We start from the raw sequence: 22,968 nt of genomic DNA, 5'->3' as shown, positions 1-22,968 counted from the left end.
CCACCAGCTCCCAATCTCTTTGCACGGCTTGCCCCGTGGCCTTGTCCAGCCAACGGCGGCGCTTAATGTGGAGAAAGACTGATTTTCCCCGTAATGGGAAATCCTGGACGACGATCTCCTTATGAAAGCCATGGCCTATTAAAATGCGGTGTTGTTCCTCTTTAGGGCTATCCTCTTTTTCTTCAAAATATAAATGAAGGGTACCCTCTTCTGTTTTATGGGAGACAAGATTAAAGTGGGTTATTAAAAGTTCCGGCAGTATAAGCTTTAATAGGTCGATAGATAATTCCAATGCTGTTCGTTTTACTGCAAATATCGAACTCCTATTTCAATTCACACACAACTTTTGAGCTTGATCCCTTTTGTTTTGTAGGAGCTTCCACGTGCCCTGTTTTTGTTGCTGTCCCATTCCCTTAAAAGTGTACACCTTTTTAAACTGATCTCTGAACGTTTTTGATTGACGGTGATACGGGCAAAAATATTCAATTGCTCCGCATTGCTTCGTGATTTCCTAGTATAGAAAATCACGGCAAAGGTAGTGTTTGTCTGCATTGTTGATGTCTTTGGTTAAACAAAAATGTTTTAAAGACAAAAGTCAAATCGTTTTTAAAGTCCTTTAAATCTACGACAATTTTGGTAAGAAAGTGCACACCTGATTGTACACCTTTTAGTTGTTATTATATGATATCAAGTGATACCATTAAAAACAAAAAAACACTGATAATCATACGATTAACAGTGTTTTAGTTTGTCCTATTGCTAGGTTTGTCGGGGTGGCAGGATTCGAACCTGCGACCTCCTGCTCCCAAAGCAGGCGCGATGACCGGGCTACGCTACACCCCGAAATGGTCACCCATTATGATTCTTCAAAAAAAGCGGAGAGACAGGGACTCGAACCCTGGCGACAGTTACCCGTCGACAGATTAGCAATCTGCTCCGTTACCACTCCGGCACCTCTCCCATAATCTTCAAGATCGTGCATCAAAATGCGGTTGCAAATGTATGGGTTCATTTAGGATTAACCAACTATTTTTGAAACTTTTTTTTAAAAATTTTTTATTCGGGATATTCTACCCTCAAATGATAAATGTTTATCAGCTTCTGTTTCAGCACTTTCTTAATGGTTTCTATCTCTTTGAAGGTAATATTGGCATTTAAAAATTGATTCTCCGCAATCTGCCCATTCACTATTTTTTCCACAAAATCGTTAATTACAAGAAAAGAAGGGTTCTTTAAACTCTTGGAAGCCGCTTCCACAGAATCTGCCATCATCAAAATTGCAGTTTCTCTTGAAAAGGGCGCAGGACCAGGATACCTAAAATCCTCTTCGTTTACCTCTCCCCCTATTTCCTCTTGTAGCGCTTTTTGCTTTTTATAAAAATAATACACCATAGATGTTCCATGATGCGTCCGTATAAAGTCGATTACACGATCTGGGACGTTGTTTTTACGCGCTATCTCTATTCCTTGGATGACATGGTCTATAATTATTTTGCCCGACTCTAAAGGGTCTAAATCGTCGTGAGGATTTACATTGGTAATCTGGTTCTCTGTAAAATAGGTGGGATTATTCATTTTACCTATATCGTGGTAAAGCGCACCTACCCTAACCAACATGGCATTGGCCCCAATTTCATTGGCAGCAGCTTCAGCTAAATTAGCCACCTGCAATGAATGATGAAAAGTTCCTGGAGCCCTATTAGACAGTTCTTTCAGTAATTTGGAATTGGTATCCGACATTTCTAATAAGGATACATCAGAGACCAAACCAAATATTTTTTCAAAAACGTAAATCAAGGGTTGTACAAATAAGGTAATCATTCCGTTCAACAGAAAAAATCCAAATGCCATCCATTGAATATTATCTATATTCCCTTCATGGATCATATGAAATGCAAAGTATCCTACTATATAAATTAATGTAATCTGGCCTACGGATATAAATAGATTGGCCCTTTTATACAATTCAGACACCGATAAAATGGTGACAATCCCTGCTAAAGTTTGAAGGAAAATATATTCAAAACTATTAGGCACCACAAACCCTAAAATTAAAACGGTAAGCACATGTACAAACAGCCCTAACCTTGCATCAAAAAAGGTTTTTAAGATTAATGGCAAAATACATAACGGAACCACAAATACTAATCCTTCATTGTATTTCACAATTATGGTTGTCGCAAAAACCATCAAAAGGATATTTACAACAATAAATGTAATTTTGGTGTTGTCCTGAAAAACCTCGAGTCGATATTTTTTGAGGAACAGGAAAAGCATGGTTAATACCATAGCCACCAAAATAGTATACCCAATTAGCACATAATATTGATTGTTCTTACCCCACAATTTAGATTCATATTCGCTTTTTAAGGACTCTAACACCCTTAAATCCTCTTCTTCTACCACCTCCCCTTTGGCAATAATTAGTTTTCCTTCATCTATATTCCCCAAACTATAGGAAATTTTGGAGAATTCTGCCTCTAATTCTTTATTGGATAGGTCTTCGTTAAAACTTAGATTGGGCTTTATTGCATTGAAAAATAACTGCTGAAATTCCGGTTCAAATTTGGTAAGCTTCTTTTTTGCCAAAGTATTCTCCACCACCAGACTTACATCAGACAACTTATAGATGTTATTGATCCGTAATTTTTTGGCCTCGTTATTTTTCAGTAGATATAGACTGTTTCTATTGCTTGGACGTCCCACTTTAGAGAGGATACCATTATTATAAAGCTCCTCAACCATTTCCTTTGCAACCTGTTGAAATTGCCTTATTTGGAGATCGGAGAAATCAACGTCATCAAAAATTTGGGTAATCTCTATTTGAATGATACTATCTACCTCCTTGGCAACCTTTGTATCATAATCATAGTAGTCCACTCTACCAGCCCTAATTTTTTCTTTTTCACTATTAATTTCAGCTTCGCCCTTATTTATAGAAAAATCGAAAGGGGCGTAAAAATTATCGTACTGCCAGGGCTTACCCTTTTGAAACTCGTATTTAAATTTACCACCACGTGGAAAGAAAAACACAATAACAAATACCGTGAAAAAATAAAGAAAGTATTTATAAACCAGAGATTGGTTTTTATAAAGGCGATCTAGAAACTTGCGCATACCAAAAGTATATATTGTCAAAAATAGAGAATAATAAGTTAAATCTACACTTTCCGCGTATTACTCTCTTACTGGTGTTAATTATCTTTCTCATGATAAAGTTAAAAATTAACCACAAAGGATCTCCAGTTTACACCACAACATTAAATCATAAAAAATTAGATTATTACACGGTTGGCCATCTCATTGCGCATTATTTTATTAAATTCGCAAAGAACAAAAAATCTGAACTCAATGAAAGATGTTGTGATTGTTTCTCTGGCCAGAACCCCTATTGGAAGCTTTATGGGGTCATTATCCTCCATCCCAGCTCCAAAGCTTGGTGCTGTTGCTATTAAAGGCGCCTTGGATAAAATAAAATTAGACCCTTCTTTGGTAGAAGAGGTGATAATGGGGAACGTGGTGCAGGCAGGTGTAGGTCAGGCCCCAGCCAGACAAGCAGCACTTTTCGCAGGCATACCAGATACCGTACCCTGTACTACAGTGAACAAGGTGTGCGCCTCCGGTATGAAAGCAGTTATGCAAGCTGCCCAATCTATAGCACTGGGTGACAATGAGATAGTTGTAGCTGGAGGTATGGAAAACATGAGCATGGTCCCGCATTATATTCATTTAAGAAACGGACAAAAATTTGGGTCTGCCAGTCTAGAGGACGGATTACAAAAAGATGGTCTCGTAGATGCATATGATCAGAATGCTATGGGCACTTGTGCAGACGCCTGTGCTACGGAATACAAGTTTAGCAGGGAAGATCAGGATAATTTCGCTATACAATCTTACCAAAGATCTTCGGATGCTTGGAATAAAGGAAAATTTAGCAACGAAGTAGTTCCCGTAGAGGTACCTCAAAGAAGAGGTGAACCTATTTTGGTGGCAGAGGATGAGGAGTTTAAAAATGTAAAAATCGACAAGATACCGAGCTTACGTCCTGCATTCTCAACAGATGGAACGGTTACTGCTGCCAATGCTTCTACCATTAATGACGGTGCCGCGGCACTTATACTGATGAGCGCGGAAAAAGCAAAAGAATTGGGAATACCCCCACTAGCCACTATAAAGAGCTATGCAGATGCAGCACATGAACCAAAATGGTTTACTACTGCACCAGCAAAAGCACTCCCAAAAGCAATTACTAAAGCGGGAATTACTCTGGATGACGTTGATTTCTTCGAATTTAATGAGGCATTCTCCGTAGTTGGACTCGCTAATATGAAAATTTTGGGCCTAACTGACGACAATGTAAACGTTAACGGTGGTGCGGTATCTTTGGGACACCCCCTTGGCTGCTCTGGCGCCAGAATCATCATTACATTACTGAGTGTTCTGGAACAAAACAATGGAAAAATAGGAGCAGCTGCCATATGTAATGGTGGTGGAGGTGCTTCAGCAATAATCATAGAAAAAAATTAATAAGTTCTTGTAAAGCAAATCAATGCAGTACGGTATTTGCCACCTCAGTCTTGTCCCTGTACGTTCCATTCCTGACGATACTGGGGAAATGAAAACCCAATTGTTGTACGGGGAACATTTTAAAATCCTAGAACAACGTAAAAAATGGAGCAGGATCCGTATAGCGTTCGACAAATATGAAGGCTGGGTCAATAATCAGCAGTTTGTTCTTATTAACGAACGGCAGTATTTAGATATAGAGAACGCTGAAGACCCTAAAGTTTCATCTGATTTAATTTCATTTATTGAAACCGATAATAGCGTCCTACTGCCTATTGTTCTGGGTTCAACTATACTAAAACCCAACGTTTTAAACCATTATTTTGAAGGCTCTTGCTCTAATGGACTACAGGATAGAGGACAATTAATAGAAACGGCTTTGTTGTACCTTAACGCGCCCTTCTTATGGGGCGGTAAAAGCGCATTTGGAATAGATTCTTCCGGTCTTGCCCAAATGGTGTATAAAATAAACGGCTTCCGACTTCTAAGGGATGCCCAACAACAATCCACACAAGGGGAAGCATTAAGCTTTATAGAAGAGAGCGAACCAGGAGATTTGGCCTTTTTCGACAATGATGAGGGGGTTATAGACCATGTAGGAATTATTATGGACAACAACTATATTATCCATTCCCACGGAAAGGTAAGGTTGGACAGACTGGACCATGCCGGAATTTTCAGTTCAGAAGCCAACACCTACACTCATAGCCTAAGGGTAATAAAAAAGGTTATATAAATAAAAAGGCCGTCATTTTAAAATGACGGCCTTTTTTAGGTAATTTTCTTTGCGGTAATTACTCGCCCAATAGCTTTTTCACACGCATAAAATTCTCATTATCTCCTAATGCTCCATAAATATTTTTAAGTTGCGTTAAGATACCTTGATTATCAGGAGTTTCTTTAATAGCATCTTCTAATATAATGGCACCATCGCGGAACAAGCTATCTTTTTGTTCTTTTAGCTCGTCATATCTAGCGATATCCTTTTTAGAGTTACCAAGAGAATTCATCTCATCAATTAAACTATTCCCTTCATTTACATAAGTCGTAGAAAGGTTTAATTGAGCATTTACATAACCAGGGTTAATTTCAATAGCTCTCTTATAAGCTGCTCTTGCTTCCTCTATATTCCCTTGTTCCATATTAATTACTCCAATATTGTAGAAAAGGTCGGGATTGTCTGGAGCCACTTGCGCAGCCTCGGCCATTAAGGATTTAAATTGCTCCTTATCACCCATTTTATAATATAAATTGGCCTCGTTCAAAATTAGGTTAACATCTTTTGGATCTTTTGCTCTAGCATCTTTGTATGCATCTAAGGCTTTGTCATCCTGACCTAATTGGGTATAAATCAACGCAACATTCTTAACGATTTCCGTAGTCTTGGAAGGTGTTTTTTCGTCAATAGGATCTTTATAAGCTCCCGACTTCACCATAAGCTCTCTTTGAGTCTTATCCATTTCCTCAACCTCGCCTGTCTCTACATTGGTAGCCTTATAAACTATTCCGCTCCCGTCATAGTTAAGTTCTTTCAACTCGTTGTAATACTCAAGAGCCTGCTCAAAATGTCCACCATTCACTGCACTACTTGCTGCATAATAAAGGTAAACTGTATCCTTAGGGCTTAATTGGTATCCTAAATAGAGCTTTTCTGCTCCTTCTTTAAACTTTTCGTTGTTATTATCCTCTACGGCGGAATTTACCAAATCTACGGTCATAGTAGAAAGCTTTTCATTAGCCTCTTCAGTGTATTTGGCTTTTCCACTTGCTTTTTCAATCTCACCTACTTTTCTAAGTGAAGATATAGCTACGTCAAAGGCATCAGCTTCTCCTTTTTTTGCCAACTCTGAATACGCTTTACCCTTTAATAAATAATATTGGGCCTGCATTCTTTCGTCTGCACCTGCTATTAGAGATGAGGCACTTTCCAAAGCTGCTTTCGCTGCTGTTGCATCACCGGACTTTAAAGCCCTATCAGCGGTCTTTATTTCGCTTTTCTGAGAAAATCCTACTACGCTGCAAAACATAGCGGATAGTATTATAATGTTTGTTTTCATTTCAAAAATGTATTTATAGTAGTGTTTATAGTTATTCTTTTTGTTCCTCATTATTATCAAGAGTCGTGCCATCCTCGTCTTTAATGTCAACATCCAAGCCTTCTATATCTTCCAACTCTTCCTCGTCTTTCATCACTTTTGCTACTGCAGCAATGGAATCTTTCCCTTTTATATTTATGAGTCGAACTCCCTGAGTAGCGCGCCCCATAACCCTTAAATCCTCTACGCTCATCCTAATGGCGATGCCAGATTTATTGATAATCATAAGGTCATCCGAATCAGAAACGTTTTTAATGGCTACCAAGTCTCCTGTTTTTTCGGTAACAGAGATAGTTTTAACGCCTTTTCCGCCTCTATTGGTAATTCTATAATCCTCAATACTGGAACGTTTTCCATAGCCATTTTCGGAAACAACCAATATCTCCTCGTCAAAATTATGGACTGCAACCATACCTATCACCTCATCTTTATCACTGTCTAAGGTTATTCCCCTTACACCAGAGGCATTTCTACCCATCGGTCTAGTCTTACTTTCCTCGAACCTAATGGCCTTTCCAGATTTTAATCCTAAAAATATCTGACTGGCACCAGTTGTAAGTTTAGCTTCTAATAGCTCATCACCTTCCCTGATTCCAATTGCATTGATACCATTTTGTCTTGGCCTTGAATACTGCTCCAAAGAGGTCTTTTTAACAACTCCTTTTTTAGTAGCCATAATCACATAATGACTATTTACATATTCCTCATCCTTTAAGTCCTTAGTAGAAATGAAGGCTTTTACAGTATCGTCATTTTCTATGTTAATCAGGTTTTGAATAGCACGCCCTTTTGAAGTTTTGGTTCCTTCAGGAATCTCGTACACCCGCATCCAAAAGCACTTACCATTTTTAGTAAAGAATAACATGTATTGGTGGTTAGTACTTACAAACAGGTGCTCCAAGAAATCTTCGTTCCTGGTAGAAGAGGCTTTTTGGCCAACCCCACCTCTATTTTGCGTTTTGTATTCTGATAAAGGAGTCCTTTTAATATAACCCGCATGGGAAATGGTGATTACCACTTGCTCATCTGGAATCATATCTTCCATACTTAAATCCCCACCTGCAATATTTATTTCGGAACGTCTCTCATCCCCATATTTATTCTTTATCTCAAGAAGCTCTTCTTTAATGATCTCCATTCTACGCTCCTTCCTGGCCAAAATATCCTTTAATTCCGCTATGAGGGAAATTATTTCGTCATACTCGGTTCTCAGTTTATCCTGCTCCAGTCCGGTTAATTGACGTAACCTCATCTCTACGATGGCCTTCGCCTGAATCTCACTAAGCTTAAAGCGCTCCATTAATCTCTCTCTTGCTTCATCCGCATTGGAAGACCCTCTAATAATGGCGATCACTTCATCAATATTATCCGAAGCTATGATAAGTCCCTCCAAAATATGGGCTCTATCTTCCGCTTTCTTCAGCTCAAATTCGGTACGGCGTACAACTACCTCATGACGGTGCTCCACAAAATGATAAATCATCTCCTTAATGTTCAACAGCTGTGGCCTTCCTTTAACCAGGGCAATATTGTTTACACTAAACGAAGATTGCAATGCAGTAAACTTATATAAGGTATTAAGTACAATATTAGGTATCGCATCTCTTTTTAGTATATAGACGATACGCATCCCGTTCCTGTCAGACTCATCTCTTATAGAAGCAATTCCCTCAATTTTTTTATCGTTTACAAGATCTGCCGTCTTCTTGATCATGTCGGCCTTGTTTACTAGATAAGGAATTTCCGTAACTATGATACATTCCCTCCCTTGCACTTCCTCAAATTCTGCTTTTGCACGCATCATCACACGTCCCCGTCCAGTATGGAAGGCTTCCTTGACCCCATCATATCCATAAATGATACCGCCAGTTGGAAAATCTGGTGCTTTAATATGAGTGATAATTTCGTCTATAGAAATATCATGGTTATCAATATATGCAATAGTACCATCCACTACCTCTGAAAGGTTGTGAGGTGGCATATTCGTAGCCATCCCTACCGCAATACCAGATGCTCCGTTAATCAAAAGATTCGGAACTCTTGTCGGTAATACGGTTGGCTCTTTTAGCGAATCATCAAAATTCAGCTGATGATCAACCGTATCTTTTTCTATATCTATCAACATGTCATCCGCAATCTTACGCATACGGGCTTCCGTATAACGCATTGCTGCCGGACTATCACCATCTATAGACCCAAAGTTACCTTGACCATCTACCAACATATAACGCAAACTCCATTCTTGTGCCATTCGCACCATGGAATCATATACAGAGGTATCACCGTGGGGGTGGTACTTACCTAGCACCTCACCAACTATACGTGCCGATTTCTTATGAGCACTATTAGACCGAACACCCAACTCGTGCATACCGAACAAAACCCTTCTATGTACTGGCTTTAAACCATCCCTGACATCTGGCAGGGCACGTGACACAATGACGGACATTGAATAATCAATGTACGCAGATTTCATTTCATCTTCAATGTTAACCGAAATTAATTTTTCTCTTTCTGCCATTTAAAATCTTCTCTATATTTAGTTAAAAAAAGCACGACAATATACACAAAATCGACACTATCATCGCAATAAAGCTATACTTTTGTAAAGTATTTATCAACACTTGTGAGCAAAGATAAGATTAACAAATTCTAAGTTGAAAATTTTCTGAGAATTGATTTATTTTATCTCTTAAAGGAGTTTATTTAATATTAGGTACAGTATTTGCCATAGTTTAATATAGATTTACTATTTTTAAAGCAGAAAGGATATTTTATGGATGACAATTTTTCCCCTAGAGTTAAAGACGTTATTGCTTACAGTAAAGAAGAGGCCCTAAGATTGGGGCACGACTTTATTGGAACAGAGCATCTAATGTTAGGACTACTTAGGGATGGCAACGGGAAAGCCATCAGCATTTTAGATGCCTTGGACGTAGACTTGGACCACCTTAGGAGAAAAGTGGAAATTCTAAGTCCAGCAAACCCCAATTCTGGCAGTGTGCAAAAGGATAAGAAAAACCTGCACCTTACCAGACAAGCAGAACGTGCGCTAAAAACAACATTTTTAGAGGCAAAGCTTTTTCAAAGTTCCTCTATTAATACCGCACATTTACTGCTTTGTATTTTACGCAATGAAAATGACCCCACAACAAAATTACTACATAAATTAAAGGTAGATTATGATGGGGTAAAAGATCAATTTAAATCTATGATTACAAGTGATGATGATTTTATAGACTCCCCAACATCGGAATCCTTCCCTAGTGATTCAGGTGATTCCCACGAGGAGAAAGAAAGCACATTTGGCTCTAGCGGCCCAAAAGGAAACAAGAAATCCAAAACTCCGGTTTTGGACAATTTTGGACGTGACCTGACCAGAATGGCAGAAGAGAATAAACTGGATCCGGTAGTGGGACGGGAAAAAGAAATTGAAAGAGTATCTCAGATTCTCAGTAGAAGAAAAAAGAACAATCCCTTACTAATTGGTGAGCCTGGAGTAGGTAAAAGTGCCATAGCAGAAGGGTTGGCCCTTAGAATTATCAATAAAAAGGTTTCTAGGATTTTATATAATAAAAGAGTAGTTACCTTAGATCTCGCCTCATTAGTGGCTGGCACAAAATATCGTGGCCAATTTGAGGAACGCATGAAAGCGGTGATGAACGAATTGGAAAAAAATGATGATGTTATCCTATTTATCGATGAGATTCATACCATCGTTGGTGCTGGTGGGGCTACAGGTAGCCTTGACGCTTCCAATATGTTCAAACCTGCCTTGGCAAGAGGTGAGATTCAATGTATTGGCGCTACAACTCTAGACGAATTTCGTCAATATATTGAGAAAGATGGCGCTTTAGAAAGAAGGTTCCAAAAAGTATTAGTAGAACCTACTACCGTAGAAGAAACTATTGAGATTCTAAAGAATATTAAAGGCAAGTATGAAGAACACCACAATGTTATTTATACTGATGAAGCCATTACCGCCTGTGTACGACTTACAAACCGTTATATGACGGACAGGTATCTTCCCGATAAGGCTATTGATGCACTTGATGAATCGGGCTCTAGGGTACATATAGTTAATATGGATGTCCCCAAACAAATTTTAGAACTGGAAAAAAAGCTGGAAGATGTTCGGGAACTAAAAAACACAGTCGTTAAGAAGCAGAAGTATGAAGAGGCTGCCAAGCTTAGGGACGATGAGAAACGGATTGAAAAAGATTTGGCCATTGCCCAAGAACGCTGGGAAGAGGATAGTAAACTTCATAAGGAAACAGTTACCGAAGACAATGTCGCCGATGTTGTTTCCATGATGAGTGGCATTCCAGTAAATAGAATTGCACAGACCGAAAGCAATAAACTGGCTAAATTACCCGAATTAATTAAGGCAAATGTTATAGGCCAAGATGACGCTGTTTCCAAAGTAGCAAAAGCTATCCAAAGAAACCGTGCCGGATTAAAAGATCCCAATAAACCTATTGGATCCTTTATTTTCTTGGGCCAAACAGGGGTTGGAAAAACGCAACTCGCCAAGGTTCTCGCGAAAGAACTATTCGATTCTGAAGACGGCTTAATACGGGTGGACATGAGCGAGTACATGGAGAAATTTGCTATTTCTAGACTAGTAGGAGCACCTCCGGGATATGTTGGTTACGAAGAAGGGGGACAGCTTACTGAAAAAGTACGCCGTAAGCCTTACTCTGTAATCCTATTAGACGAGATAGAGAAGGCTCACCCTGATGTGTTTAATATGCTATTACAGGTATTGGACGACGGATTCCTGACCGATAGTTTAGGCAGGAAAATTGATTTTAGAAATACAGTCATTATTATGACATCTAACATTGGTGCCAGACAACTAAAAGACTTCGGTCAAGGAGTTGGTTTTGGAACCTCAGCAAAAAAAGCTCAGGCAGATACGCACCAAAAAAGTGTAATCGAAAATGCCCTTAAAAAAGCATTTGCACCGGAATTCTTAAATAGAATAGATGATGTTGTAGTATTTAATGCCTTGGAAAGAGAGCATATACATAAGATTATTGATATTGAACTTAAAAAGCTGTTTGCTAGAATAAAGGATATTGGATACAACCTTATCCTTTCCGAAAAAGCGAAGGACTATATTGCCGAAAAAGGTTTCGACAAACAATATGGGGCAAGACCTTTAAAACGGGCTATTCAAAAATATATTGAAGACGCCTTAGCAGAGGAAATAGTTAACTCCAAACTGGAAGAAGGCGACACTATAAATATGGAGCTTGATGAGGAGAAGCAAGAACTGACAATTAAGATCAATAAGGCAGAAAAATCTTCCAAAACTTAATGGCGCTAGAAAACAAAATGAAAACATAGCCTTGTGTCATTTTAGTATAGCTAAACATTTGGAATAGTATAAGTATCAAAAGGAGTAGCAAAATTTGCTACTCCTTTTTCGTTTTTACCCATCCCCTTTTCTCCCACACCAGCCATATGATAACCCTTAATTACAAACTCCTATTTTAACTGTACATTGTAGGAATTTAATCACAAATCATTTCTTTATTTTCCATATAAACGATTATTAAGTCTTTAGTCTAATACTTTTTAAAATGGAGTGCCTTAATTATACATTCGCTGCAGAGACACTATATAAACTACCATAAATGAAAGTCGAAAGACCGAAGAAAACTATTATCGTTAGAGAATACCAGTTGGAAATTGGAAAAATACAAGTTTTTGACGATTATATGATCTCTATTTTTGACGAGGGCACCACCGTTAATGGAGAGCAGTTATTTCAAATCCTTGGGATTATTGAAATCCATTTTAGAGATAAGAATTTCGGATTTATAAGCTTACGAAAATATTCCTATGCTATAGATCCTATGATTTACAATCAACTTAGAGAAATAGAGAATCTAAAAGCACTTGCAGTTGTTTCCCTAAAGGAAATAGACATGCATAATTTTAATATTGAAAAGCTATTTTACAAAAAAAACATGAAGTTTTTTATCGATTTAGACAATGCGCTAGCTTGGGTAAAAAGAAGAATACGTTAATAAGACATATTGTAATTCTTGGACCTATACTTTAACCATTTAAATTACGAATTACCATTTTATTGAACCCCCTGCTACTACTAATCCCTATAACCAATAATCTCCAACCAAACCGACTACGTCCTAGGCAACTTATAGGGTTACTTACCCTAATAGATTCAGATACGCCTTCCCTATATACGTTGCAATATCTGTTGCTATTAAAGCTTGTAATCCACACTCTTTAACAGCAATGTCTCCTGCACTCCCGTGAAGATACACCCCAAGAATAGCTGCATCCAATGGCGGATATTCCTGAGCTATTAGACCCGTTATAACCCCCGTAAGGACATCTCCACTGCCTCCTGTGGCCATCCCTGGGTTTCCGGTAGCGTTCACATACCCTTTATTCTTATAAACGGTGATAGTATGGGCTCCTTTAATAACTACAACACAATCATATTTTTTAGAAAACTCCTTTACTCTTTCCAATTTGTCAAAATCGTTCCTCCATTTTCCCAAGATTCGCTCCAATTCCTTGGGGTGTGGTGTAAGTACCGTTTGTGGAGGCAATAAATTAAGTAAGTCTAGATTCCGAGAAAGGATATTTAACCCGTCTGCATCTATAACTAAAGAAGTCTTGTTGTTTTTCAAAAAACGAGAGAATGCCTTTACAGTTTTCGGTGCAGTACCCATTCCTACCCCAATTCCAATGACAGATGGCACTAAATCAAACATAATATTTTGAATTTCCGTTTCGTATTCATCAGTTAGCACCATGAGCTCCGGAAATGAAGTTTGCATCGGAATATACCCACATTTAGGGACAAAGGCCGTTACTAGCCCACTCCCAGAATATAGACACCCCTTGGAGGCCAGTATTACGGCCCCAATTTTCCCATAACTCCCACCAATAATCAAGGTATGTCCGTAGGTGCCTTTATGTGAATATTTTTGCCTAGGGCGATATAGAGAGAACGCCTCCGCCTTATCTATATATAAAAAATTAGATGGTGCATGAAGCAAAAACTCTTTATCCAAGCCTATATCCAAAAGCTCCCAACGCTCCAAAAACACCCCCGTTCCTGGTAGAAAAAATAAAAGCTTCGGCACTTGAAAACTCAATAAGTAATTACACTTAATAGCCTCATTAGCATCTGGAACTTTATGATCCATAAAGACACCCGAAGGAATATCAACGTATAAAACAAATGAATTAGACTTATTAATTTCCTGAAAAATCTTGATGATCCATGGATCTACATCTCTTTTAAGTCCAATTCCAAATATTGCGTCAACAATTATTCCCCCCTCTTCCAATTGGGGTAAACTGGAGTTTTCCTCCATAAAATTAAGATTCAAATTTAGCTCCTTTAACCTATCTAAATTCATTGAAAACTCTTTGGACCTATTCCCACTAAAGTTAACGATATGAACAGCTACCCTATATCCATACTGTATTAAATGCCGTGCAAGCACCAAGCCATCTCCGCCATTATTACCTACTCCACAGAAAATATAAATAGGGGATGTAGAGCCTTTCAGATAATTATGCAACCATTTAAAAATCTGAAGAGCAGCTCTTTCCATAAGAACGTCAGCACTTATCTGCTCCCTTTCTAATGTGATTTTATCAGCATCGTATATTTCTTTGGCGTTAAAAATCTTCATTTAACAAGAATATTTTAAAAAGTTTATCAATTTCATAAAAATTTGATTAAAGATTTGATAGAACAATCAAAAATACTACATTTGATTCTTTAATAATATCATGACCTTGATAAAATCGGACATCATTTTAAGCATTTCACCATTAATCAATGGTTCTATTGCTATTACCGTTATCGGTACTACTACCCCATTGGGGTAAGCTACTACATATACGTCCGTTTTTCATTTTTCTCACGAATCAGTTTTATTTTTTAATCCAAACGAACCATGAAAGTTCTAAAATTCGGGGGCACTTCTGTTGCCAATGCCAAGAATATCAATTTAGTAAAAAATATAATTGCTAACGAGCAGTCAGACAATATTATTGTGGTGGTCTCTGCCCTTGGCGGTATAACCGATCTTTTATTAAAGTCGGCGGCTTTGGCATGCACTCAAGACATCTCCTATAAAGCCACTTTTAAAGAAATTGAAAATAGGCATTTAAGCACTATAAAAGAGTTGATACCGATCCACTCCCAGAGTAAAATGCTCAGCAAGGTAAAAAGCGAACTAAATACATTGGAGACTTTGTTAGAAGGCGCTTATTTAATCGGGGAAATAACGCCTAAACTCTCCGATAAAATTGTGAGCTACGGAGAATTACTCTCCTCCTATATTATTAGCGAACATTTTATTGCAGAAGGAATAGATGCCGCCTATATTGACAGCAGAGAGCTGATAAAGACCAATTCAACTCATGGTAAAACAACGGTAAACTTTCAACTTACCAACAGCAATTGCGTGGAAGCCTTAAAAAGCCATGAAAACACAGTCCTCGTTATGGGAGGTTTTATTGCATCATCGGTTTCTGGGGATTCCACTACCTTAGGACGTGGTGGTTCAGATTATTCCGCTGCTATTGTAGCCAATGCCCTGGATGCAGAAATTCTGCAGGTCTGGACAGATGTGAGCGGCATGTACACAGCAAACCCCAAAATAGTGAAGCAGGCCATGTCCATTCCCCATATTTCCTATGAGGAAGCTATGGAACTCTCCCACTTTGGAGCAAAGGTACTATTCCCCCCCACTATACAGCCGGTGCTTTCCAAAGGCATTCCAATTGTTATTAAAAATACATTTAAGCCAGAAGATCAAGGTACCTTAATTTCTAGAAATACAAATGGCCTCGGGAAAACTGTAAGAGGAATCAGCCATGTTGAGGAAGTGGCATTACTATCTTTAGAAGGGTCTGGCATGGTAGGTATTCCTGGAATATCAAAGCGTTTTTTTGAAGTGCTATCCAATGCCGATATCAGTGTAGTTCTAATTACCCAAGCTTCTTCTGAACACTCCATTTGCGTAGGGATTTCCAATCAGGATACACAAAAAGCAGTGTCTATCATTAACGAAGCCTTCGATTTTGAAATTTCCCGTGGTAAGATTAAACCGGTAATAGCGGAAAAAGACCTTGCCATTGTTGCCTTGGTCGGTGATAATATGAAAAGTCACCAAGGATTAAGTGGAAAAATGTTCAGTACATTAGGTAAGAACAATGTAAACATTAGAGCCATTGCCCAAGGAGCTTCAGAACGAAATATTTCCGCAGTAATCTTAAAATCAGACGTTAAGAAAGCCCTTAACAGCCTGCATGAAGCGTTTTTTGAAGAGAATGTAAAGCAGCTAAACCTATTTGTTATGGGGGTTGGAAACGTTGGAGCGAAGTTTTTAAATCAGATTCAACAACAAAAGAAATATTTAAAAGAGAAACTAAAGCTCAATATCCGTGTAATTGGCATGTCTAACTCTAGAACTATGGTCTTTGATGAGGACGGGATATCTTTAAAAAATTGGGAGGCTTTATTAGCCGCAGGAGAAAAAGCCGACAAAGGCCTCTTTTATGACAAGGTAATGAAGCTAAATTACAGGAATAGTATTTTTGTGGACAATACTGCCAGTGAAGAAGTATCTAACACCTATCATTCTTATTTACAGAATAGCATTTCTGTAGTTACCTGTAATAAAATAGCCTGTTCTTCCCCATTCAGCAACTATCAGGAATTAAAAGATCTGGCACGGAAATACAATGCACCTTTTTTGTTCGAAACCAACGTTGGCGCAGGATTACCAATAATAGATACCTTAAAGCATTTGGTTGCCTCTGGGGATAAAATATTGAAAATACAGGCTGTACTTTCCGGGAGTTTAAATTTTGTATTTAATAACTTTAACGATGGGACTACTTTTCATGATATCGTGAAAAAAGCACAACAAGAAGGATATACCGAGCCAGATCCAAAAATTGATCTTAGCGGGGTAGATGTAATGAGGAAAATTCTCATCCTCGCCCGTGAAAGTGGCAATGTTTTGGATATAGAAGATATTGAAAATCAATCATTCTTACCAAAAGTGAGCCTAGAAACAAATAACTACGAAGATTTTTTCCGAACGCTAAAGGAACATGAAGCCTCCTTCCAGGAAATGTATCAGCAAACAGTTGCGGAGGACAGTAAATTAAAGTATGTAGCTCAATTTGAGAATGGCAAAGCAAGTGTAGGGCTTCAACGAATTCCAAAAGGACACGACTTTTATAATTTAGAAGGAAGTGACAATATTGTATTGTTCTATACCGAACGCTACCCTAATCAGCCCATGATCATTAAAGGAGCAGGAGCAGGAGCAGACGTTACTGCCTCTGGTATATTTGCCGATATTATCCGAGTGGGTAATTTTTAGCTTACGATCAAGCACTGCCATTTTTTATAGTTTTTCATAGAAACGGGCTACCTTTAATTATTTTCAATTCAGAAGACAATGAGTATAAAAGAAATAAAGATATTTTCGCCTGCTACAATCGCTAACATTTCCTGTGGTTTTGACGTATTGGGCTTGGCACTAGAAGCGGTAGGTGACGAAATGGTAATTAGAAAAACTTCGGAAAAAGGAATAAAAATCACTAAACTTACCGGACAAGATCTTCCTACCGAAACTCTTCAAAATGTAGCTGGAGTTGCTGGTTTGGCACTACTGGCCGAAAGCAATTACGACGGCGGTTTTGAAATTGAAATATATAAAAAAATAAAAGCTGGAAGCGGAATTGGCAGTAGTGCTGCTAGTGCTGCAGGAGCTGTATGGGCCATGAATGAGCTTTTAGACCGACCTTTTTCCAATTTGCAACTAGTAAAATTTGCCATGGAAGGAGAACGCTTAGCGAGCGGGGTAGCCCATGCAGATAATGTAGCCCCGGCCCTATTTGGCGGCTTTACCTTGGTACGCAGTTATAGTCCGCTAGATATCATTAAAGTACCAACCCCACCAGAACTCTATGCTACCGTAATCCATCCACAAATAGAAGTAAAGACCTCTGATTCTAGACGGATATTAAAAACAAATATATCTTTAGAGGATGGAATTAAACAGTGGGGCAATGTAGGCGGATTGATCGCCGGGCTATACACCAATGATTATGAACTTATTGGGAGATCCCTTGTAGACCATATTGTAGAACCTATACGCTCTATACTTATTCCTGGCTTTGATAAGGTTAAGGAGGATGCGTTGGATGCCGGTGCATTGGGATGCGGAATTTCAGGCTCTGGTCCTTCCATTTTTGCTTTGAGCAAAGGAGAAGAAATTGCCAGATCGGTGGCCAGTGCTATGAAGAAGGTATATCAAAAAATAGGAGTTGACTATGATGTGCACGTTTCAAAAATAAATACAGAAGGAATCAAGATCATATAAATTAACTTCCTGTTTCCCAAAAACCAACAATTGAAGAATAAAATACCTTGGCAAATGAAGTATTACAGTCTAAATAAAAAAGCACCTATGGTCTCCTTTAAAGAGGCCGTAATAAAAGGAATTGCTCCGGATAGGGGATTATATTTTCCTGAAGAGATCCACCCCCTTCCCGCTTCGTTTTTTGATAGTTTGGAAACATTATCCAATCAAGAAATTGCCTTTAGGGCTATTCAACAGTTTGTCGGTGATGCGATTCCCGAGAAGGTATTGAGCGATATTTTAGAAGACGTATTGGATTTTGATTTTCCAGTAGTCCCAATAACTGATAATATAGCTACTTTAGAACTTTTTCACGGCCCTACTATGGCCTTTAAAGATGTAGGCGCAAGATTCATGGCCCGTTGTTTAGGTTATTTCTCTAACGAAAAAAGTGCTGAAATTACCGTGCTAGTAGCCACTTCTGGTGATACGGGCGGGGCAGTTGCAAATGGATTTCTAGGAGTCCCGGGAGTAAAAGTGGTAATTCTTTACCCAAGTGGTAAAGTGAGTGATATTCAGGAAAAGCAGTTGACTACCTTGGGCAAAAACATCACCGCCTTGGAAGTAGATGGCACCTTTGATGATTGTCAGGAAATGGTAAAATCGGCCTTCCTAGACGAAAAACTGACACAAAAAATGCAGTTGACCTCTGCCAACAGCATTAATGTTGCCCGGTGGCTTCCCCAAATGTTCTACTTTCTGTTCGCCTATAAACATGCCAAGTCTTTAAGCAAAGAAATTGTCTTTTCAGTACCAAGTGGAAATTTTGGCAATATCTGTGCAGGCATCATGGCGCAGAAATTAGGAATGCCGTGTAAACATTTTATCGCCTCCACCAATGTGAACGATATTGTTCCCAACTTTATGGCCACCGGATCCTATATTCCAAAAGCCTCTATTGCCACAATTTCTAATGCAATGGACGTGGGAGATCCCAGCAACTTTATTCGGATCAGACATTTATACAAAGATAATTTCGAAGAACTGTCCAATAACTTAAGCTCTTATTCCTTTACCGATGAGGAGACCAAGGAAGCTATGCTTGCCCTTTATAATGATTTTAACTATGTAGCAGATCCACACGGCGCGGTAGGGTATCTAGGTCTAAAAAAATATCTGGAACAGCATCCAGAATATTATGGTATATTTTTGGAAACGGCCCACCCCGTAAAATTTTTAGAGGTGGTAGAGGATACTATTCAAGAAAATATTGAAATGCCCGATAGCATAGCGAAACTCTTAAACAAAAAGAAAAAATCTATACTTATCTCCAACTATCAAGAGGTGAAGGACTTTTTATGTGAGTAAATTTTTATTCCGATTTTAAAAAACTAATCTTGCTGCTACCATCCCTTATAATTATTTATAGGGGATATAGCATATGTAATACTTTTGCACACCTATTTTACTCGCAGCTATTACTAAACAATAATCATTGAGGTATGGAAATTCACCTGCCACGATGCCCGCTTGCAGTACCATCTAATTCCCCTATTTTCTGTTCTAAAGACCCTATAGGTGTCAATTCTCCTTTCATTAACACTAAATTGTGAAAACAAAAATCTGCTTGCATTTTCACATCGATTAATTTTCGATACTTTTACCTTTTAAACGAATTAAATGAAAAATACAGCCTTAACAAAAACCCATGAGGCATTGGGAGCTAAAATGGTTCCTTTTGCAGGATATAATATGCCCGTTTCCTATGAAGGAGTAAACGCAGAACACGAAACCGTTAGAAATGGCGTAGGCGTGTTTGATGTGTCGCATATGGGAGAATTTCTGATTAGTGGTCCAAAAGCGTTAGACCTTATCCAAAAGGTTTGTTCAAATGATGCTTCCAAACTAACTATTGGAAAGGCTCAGTACAGTTGCCTTCCCAATGAGACTGGAGGTATTGTAGACGACCTTATCATTTACAAAATGAAAGAGGAGCAGTATTTATTGGTGGTAAACGCAAGCAACATAGACAAAGACTGGGAACATATTAGTAAATATAATAAAGAAATTGGCGCAGAAATGCGCAATATTTCTGAGGACTATTCGCTATTGGCCATTCAAGGACCCAAAGCTGTAGAGGCCATGCAGAAACTGACTTCGGTAAACCTATCGGCATTAAAATTTTACACCTTTGAAGTAGCTGATTTTGCCGACATGCCGCATGTTATCATTTCAGCGACCGGATATACTGGATCGGGCGGATTTGAAATTTATTGCAAGAATGAAGAAGTACAGCAGATTTGGGAAAAGGTGTTTGAAGCTGGAGCCGATTACGGGATAAAACCTATTGGCTTGGCCGCAAGGGATACATTAAGGTTAGAAATGGGTTTCTGCCTGTACGGCAATGATATAGATGATACTACCTCTCCTTTAGAAACAGGTTTAGGATGGATTACTAAATTCACCAAAGATTTTGTTAATAGTGAAGCACTGGCCAAAGAAAAAGAAGTTGGACCAAAACGAAAGCTTATTGGATTTGAACTGACCGAAAAAGGAATTCCAAGACAAGGATATGACATTGTAGACAAAGATGGTACCATAATAGGAAAGGTAACCTCTGGAACCATGTCTCCCTCGCTGTCCAAAGGAATTGGTCTTGGATTTGTGCCAACGGAAGTATCAAGTATCGGTAATACCATTTATATCCAGATTAGAAAAAAGGCGGTACCAGCAGTAATTGTTAAGCCTCCTTTCTATAAAGTATAAACCATTACATATTTGTGTGAGGGAAAGGAGATGACCGGATGAATAAAATACTTATTTTAGGAGCCAGTGGCTTTATTGGCAATGCTATTTACCGGGAATTAAATTCTTATTTTGATACCTATGGAACTTATTATTCAGCTAGAAGAAGTTTTGAAAATAATCATCAGTTCCATAGGTATGATTTAGAAGAGGATGACATTGTCCGAATCTTGGATAGAATTAAACCTGATCTCATTATCTCTGCCGTAAGAGGCAACTTTCAGGCACAGGTAATCGCCCATCAGCACATCATAGAATATATCCTCAAGAATAATTCTAAGCTATTTTTTATATCCTCTGCCAATGTTTTTGACGCCTATAGTAAATTTCCCTCTTATGAATATGATAAGACCTTTTCCGAGAGCATATATGGACGGTTAAAAATTAAAATAGAAAATATGCTGTTAAGGATCCCAAAATCCCAAATGGCTATTTTAAGGGTTCCTATGGTCTTTGGAAGTAACTCTCCAAGAATAAAATCCATAAAAAATTCGCTAGAGGTTAATGAACCTTTAGAAGTTTTCCCTAATTTAATTATGAACGTCACTAGTGACGACAAGCTTACCCAACAGATTCATTATATAATTAACAGGGACCTGTCAGGAGTGTTCCACTTAGGCTCCGAAGATCTGATCCATCATGAAGATTTCATAATTGAAATTGTAAATCGAATGGAGAAATTTCGTCCAATTTATAAAAGGGTATACACCACCAACGATGATAGATATCTAGCAGTGTTGCCAAAATACAATTTGCTTCCACAAAATCTACACTTTAATTATCAAAACATTATAGACGAGCATATCTTTACGGAATAGTCCGTAATAGGGAATGGTAATTTTATTAACTTTAAAAAAATCAACGATATGAGCACATTATCAAAAGAACAAATAGAAAAAAGATTAGAACAATTAGACGGCTGGGAATATGTAGAGGGTGCCTTGGAAACATCTTTCGAATTTAAGAATTTTAAGGAAGCCTTCTCAGTTATGACCAGAATTGCATTTGAATGTGAGGCGCAGAACCATCATCCAGAATGGAGCAACGTTTATAACTCCTTAAATATTAGACTTAATACCCATGATGCAAATGGGGTAACCGAAAAGGATTTTAAACTGGCACATAAGATTGAAGAAATAATTGATAGCGAATAGACATAACACTTGTTGCAGTTTTAAAAATTGTTAAATTTGTTTCCGTAATCTAAATAAAACCGAATAATGGGAAGAGCTTTTGAGTTTAGAAAAGCGCGTAAGATGAAAAGATGGTCTGCCATGTCCAAAGCCTTTACAAGAATAGGCAAGGATATTGTAATGGCGGTAAAAGAAGGCGGTCCGGATCCTGCTTCCAATGCAAGGTTAAGAGCTGTTATCCAGAATGCCAAAGCAGTAAATATGCCTAAAGACAATGTAGAAAGGGCCATAAAAAGAGCTTCGGATAAAAATCTGGGGGACTATAAGGAGGTCCTTTTTGAAGGCTATGCCCCACACGGTATTGCTATTCTGGTTGAAACTGCAACGGATAATAATACCAGAACAGTCGCCAATATCAGAAGCTATTTTAATAAATGTAACGGGAGTTTAGGCACATCGGGCTCGGTAGAATTTATGTTTGACCATACCTGTAACTTTAGAATTCCTGCCGAAGGGATAGACCCTGAGGAATTGGAACTGGAAATGATCGACTTTGGAGCCGAAGAGGTTTTCGCTGATGAGGATGGCATCTTGATATATGCTCCCTTTGAAAGTTTTGGGGCTATACAAAAGGAGTTGGAAAACCGAGAGATAGAGATTCTATCTTCTGGCTTTGACCGTATTCCACAGGTTACTAAAGAGTTAACTGAGGAGGAAGCCGCAGATGTTGAAAAATTACTGGAGAAGATCGAAGAGGATGATGATGTACAGAACGTATATCATACTATGCAGGAATAGGCCTTAGAAAAAAATAGTTAAAGCTATTCTCAGGAACCTTTCCTACCCCCCTTATAAAAATTTTTATAAGTAGCATAGTCCTTATCATTATTTATACCTTTGATTGAGTAGTGAAAAACACTTCAAAAAATTAAATGTATTTCAGTGTTCAGGGTAACATTCATAATCTAAAATACGTTATATATA

General features: G+C 38.3%; 18 protein-coding genes and 2 tRNA genes. 11 read left to right on the top strand and 9 right to left on the bottom strand.

The genetic code is table 11. The annotated features are described in order from the left end of the window. The 5 genes from G466_RS0106580 to G466_RS0106560 all read right to left on the bottom strand — a co-directional run. On the bottom strand, positions 1 to 292 hold a 292-nt coding region (locus G466_RS0106580), incomplete at its 3' end, for an ISAon1 family transposase N-terminal region protein (protein WP_026812951.1). A gap of 41 nt (positions 293 to 333) precedes the next feature. Beyond that, positions 334 to 552, bottom strand: coding sequence for a hypothetical protein (locus G466_RS0106575; protein WP_026812950.1), 219 nt, complete (start codon positions 550 to 552; stop codon positions 334 to 336). Between the two features lie 216 nt (positions 553 to 768). Continuing rightward, a tRNA-Pro gene (locus tag G466_RS0106570) sits at positions 769 to 843 on the bottom strand. Positions 844 to 876: 33 nt separating this feature from the next. Continuing rightward, positions 877 to 960: transfer RNA gene (locus G466_RS0106565), tRNA-Ser, on the bottom strand. Positions 961 to 1,056: 96 nt separating this feature from the next. Continuing rightward, entirely contained in the window at positions 1,057 to 3,117 is a 2,061-nt protein-coding gene (locus G466_RS0106560; RefSeq protein ID WP_026812949.1) for an HD family phosphohydrolase, read from the bottom strand. Between the two features lie 234 nt (positions 3,118 to 3,351). Between G466_RS0106560 and G466_RS0106555 the strand changes: the two genes are divergently transcribed. Beyond that, positions 3,352 to 4,527: an acetyl-CoA C-acyltransferase gene (locus G466_RS0106555; RefSeq protein WP_026812948.1), complete on the top strand. Its 1,176-nt coding sequence runs from the start codon at positions 3,352 to 3,354 to the stop codon at positions 4,525 to 4,527. Between the two features lie 22 nt (positions 4,528 to 4,549). Continuing rightward, positions 4,550 to 5,302 (top strand): C40 family peptidase, encoded by a 753-nt coding sequence (locus G466_RS0106550; protein WP_026812947.1) that lies wholly within the window; start codon positions 4,550 to 4,552, stop codon positions 5,300 to 5,302. 58 nt (positions 5,303 to 5,360) lie between these two features. On the opposite strand, the gene G466_RS0106545 is transcribed toward G466_RS0106550, so the two are convergent. Both G466_RS0106545 and gyrA read right to left on the bottom strand, forming a co-directional pair. Beyond that, on the bottom strand, positions 5,361 to 6,623 hold the full coding sequence (locus G466_RS0106545; RefSeq protein ID WP_026812946.1) for a tetratricopeptide repeat protein: 1,263 nt from the start codon (positions 6,621 to 6,623) through the stop codon (positions 5,361 to 5,363). A gap of 31 nt (positions 6,624 to 6,654) precedes the next feature. After that, positions 6,655 to 9,183: a DNA gyrase subunit A gene (gene gyrA, locus G466_RS0106540; protein ID WP_026812945.1), complete on the bottom strand. Its 2,529-nt coding sequence runs from the start codon at positions 9,181 to 9,183 to the stop codon at positions 6,655 to 6,657. A 255-nt stretch (positions 9,184 to 9,438) separates the two neighbouring features. On the opposite strand from gyrA, the gene G466_RS0106535 reads away from it, so the two are divergent. Both G466_RS0106535 and G466_RS0106525 read left to right on the top strand, forming a co-directional pair. Further along, positions 9,439 to 11,985, top strand: coding sequence for an ATP-dependent Clp protease ATP-binding subunit (locus G466_RS0106535; protein ID WP_026812944.1), 2,547 nt, complete (start codon positions 9,439 to 9,441; stop codon positions 11,983 to 11,985). Positions 11,986 to 12,304: 319 nt separating this feature from the next. Beyond that, positions 12,305 to 12,700: a hypothetical protein gene (locus G466_RS0106525; RefSeq protein ID WP_026812943.1), complete on the top strand. Its 396-nt coding sequence runs from the start codon at positions 12,305 to 12,307 to the stop codon at positions 12,698 to 12,700. A gap of 144 nt (positions 12,701 to 12,844) precedes the next feature. Here the strand turns inward: G466_RS0106525 and G466_RS21550 are convergent, their stop codons facing one another. Next, entirely contained in the window at positions 12,845 to 14,350 is a 1,506-nt protein-coding gene (locus G466_RS21550; protein WP_034234840.1) for a bifunctional ADP-dependent NAD(P)H-hydrate dehydratase/NAD(P)H-hydrate epimerase, read from the bottom strand. Positions 14,351 to 14,617: 267 nt separating this feature from the next. Here G466_RS21550 and thrA point away from each other — a divergent pair, with 267 nt between their 5' ends. From thrA to thrC, 3 genes are all read left to right on the top strand, one after another. Continuing rightward, the gene (gene thrA, locus G466_RS0106515) at positions 14,618 to 17,062 is read left to right on the top strand and encodes a bifunctional aspartate kinase/homoserine dehydrogenase I (RefSeq protein ID WP_026812942.1); all 2,445 of its coding nucleotides are present in this window, start codon (positions 14,618 to 14,620) and stop codon (positions 17,060 to 17,062) included. An 84-nt stretch (positions 17,063 to 17,146) separates the two neighbouring features. Then, positions 17,147 to 18,067: a homoserine kinase gene (locus G466_RS0106510; RefSeq protein WP_026812941.1), complete on the top strand. Its 921-nt coding sequence runs from the start codon at positions 17,147 to 17,149 to the stop codon at positions 18,065 to 18,067. A 54-nt stretch (positions 18,068 to 18,121) separates the two neighbouring features. Next, positions 18,122 to 19,414 carry a threonine synthase gene (thrC, locus tag G466_RS0106505; protein WP_026812940.1) on the top strand — a complete coding sequence of 431 codons (1,293 nt, stop codon included), beginning with the start codon at positions 18,122 to 18,124 and terminating at the stop codon, positions 19,412 to 19,414. A 142-nt stretch (positions 19,415 to 19,556) separates the two neighbouring features. Here thrC and G466_RS24590 read toward each other — a convergent pair whose 3' ends face one another. After that, positions 19,557 to 19,679 (bottom strand): hypothetical protein, encoded by a 123-nt coding sequence (locus G466_RS24590; RefSeq protein ID WP_262482315.1) that lies wholly within the window; start codon positions 19,677 to 19,679, stop codon positions 19,557 to 19,559. Positions 19,680 to 19,726: 47 nt separating this feature from the next. Here G466_RS24590 and gcvT point away from each other — a divergent pair, with 47 nt between their 5' ends. The 4 genes from gcvT to G466_RS0106480 all read left to right on the top strand — a co-directional run bounded on the left by gcvT (position 19,727) and on the right by G466_RS0106480 (position 22,782). Continuing rightward, positions 19,727 to 20,812 (top strand): glycine cleavage system aminomethyltransferase GcvT, encoded by a 1,086-nt coding sequence (gcvT, locus tag G466_RS0106495; protein ID WP_026812939.1) that lies wholly within the window; start codon positions 19,727 to 19,729, stop codon positions 20,810 to 20,812. A gap of 38 nt (positions 20,813 to 20,850) precedes the next feature. Then, a complete protein-coding gene (locus G466_RS0106490) occupies positions 20,851 to 21,669 on the top strand; it encodes a sugar nucleotide-binding protein (protein ID WP_026812938.1) in 819 nt (272 codons plus the stop codon). A gap of 48 nt (positions 21,670 to 21,717) precedes the next feature. Further along, positions 21,718 to 22,005, top strand: coding sequence for a 4a-hydroxytetrahydrobiopterin dehydratase (locus G466_RS0106485; RefSeq protein ID WP_026812937.1), 288 nt, complete (start codon positions 21,718 to 21,720; stop codon positions 22,003 to 22,005). Positions 22,006 to 22,071: 66 nt separating this feature from the next. Further along, positions 22,072 to 22,782, top strand: a complete 711-nt coding sequence (locus G466_RS0106480) for a YebC/PmpR family DNA-binding transcriptional regulator (RefSeq protein ID WP_026812936.1) — start codon at positions 22,072 to 22,074, stop codon at positions 22,780 to 22,782. Positions 22,783 to 22,968: the final 186 nt, after the last annotated feature.

This window comes from Arenibacter certesii DSM 19833, from assembly GCF_000429545.1.
In the GTDB taxonomy this organism is placed as follows: Bacteria; Bacteroidota; Bacteroidia; order Flavobacteriales; family Flavobacteriaceae; genus Arenibacter; species Arenibacter certesii.
Note: the sequence above shows the minus strand (reverse complement) of the source record. Positions and strands in the feature narration are given on the sequence as shown.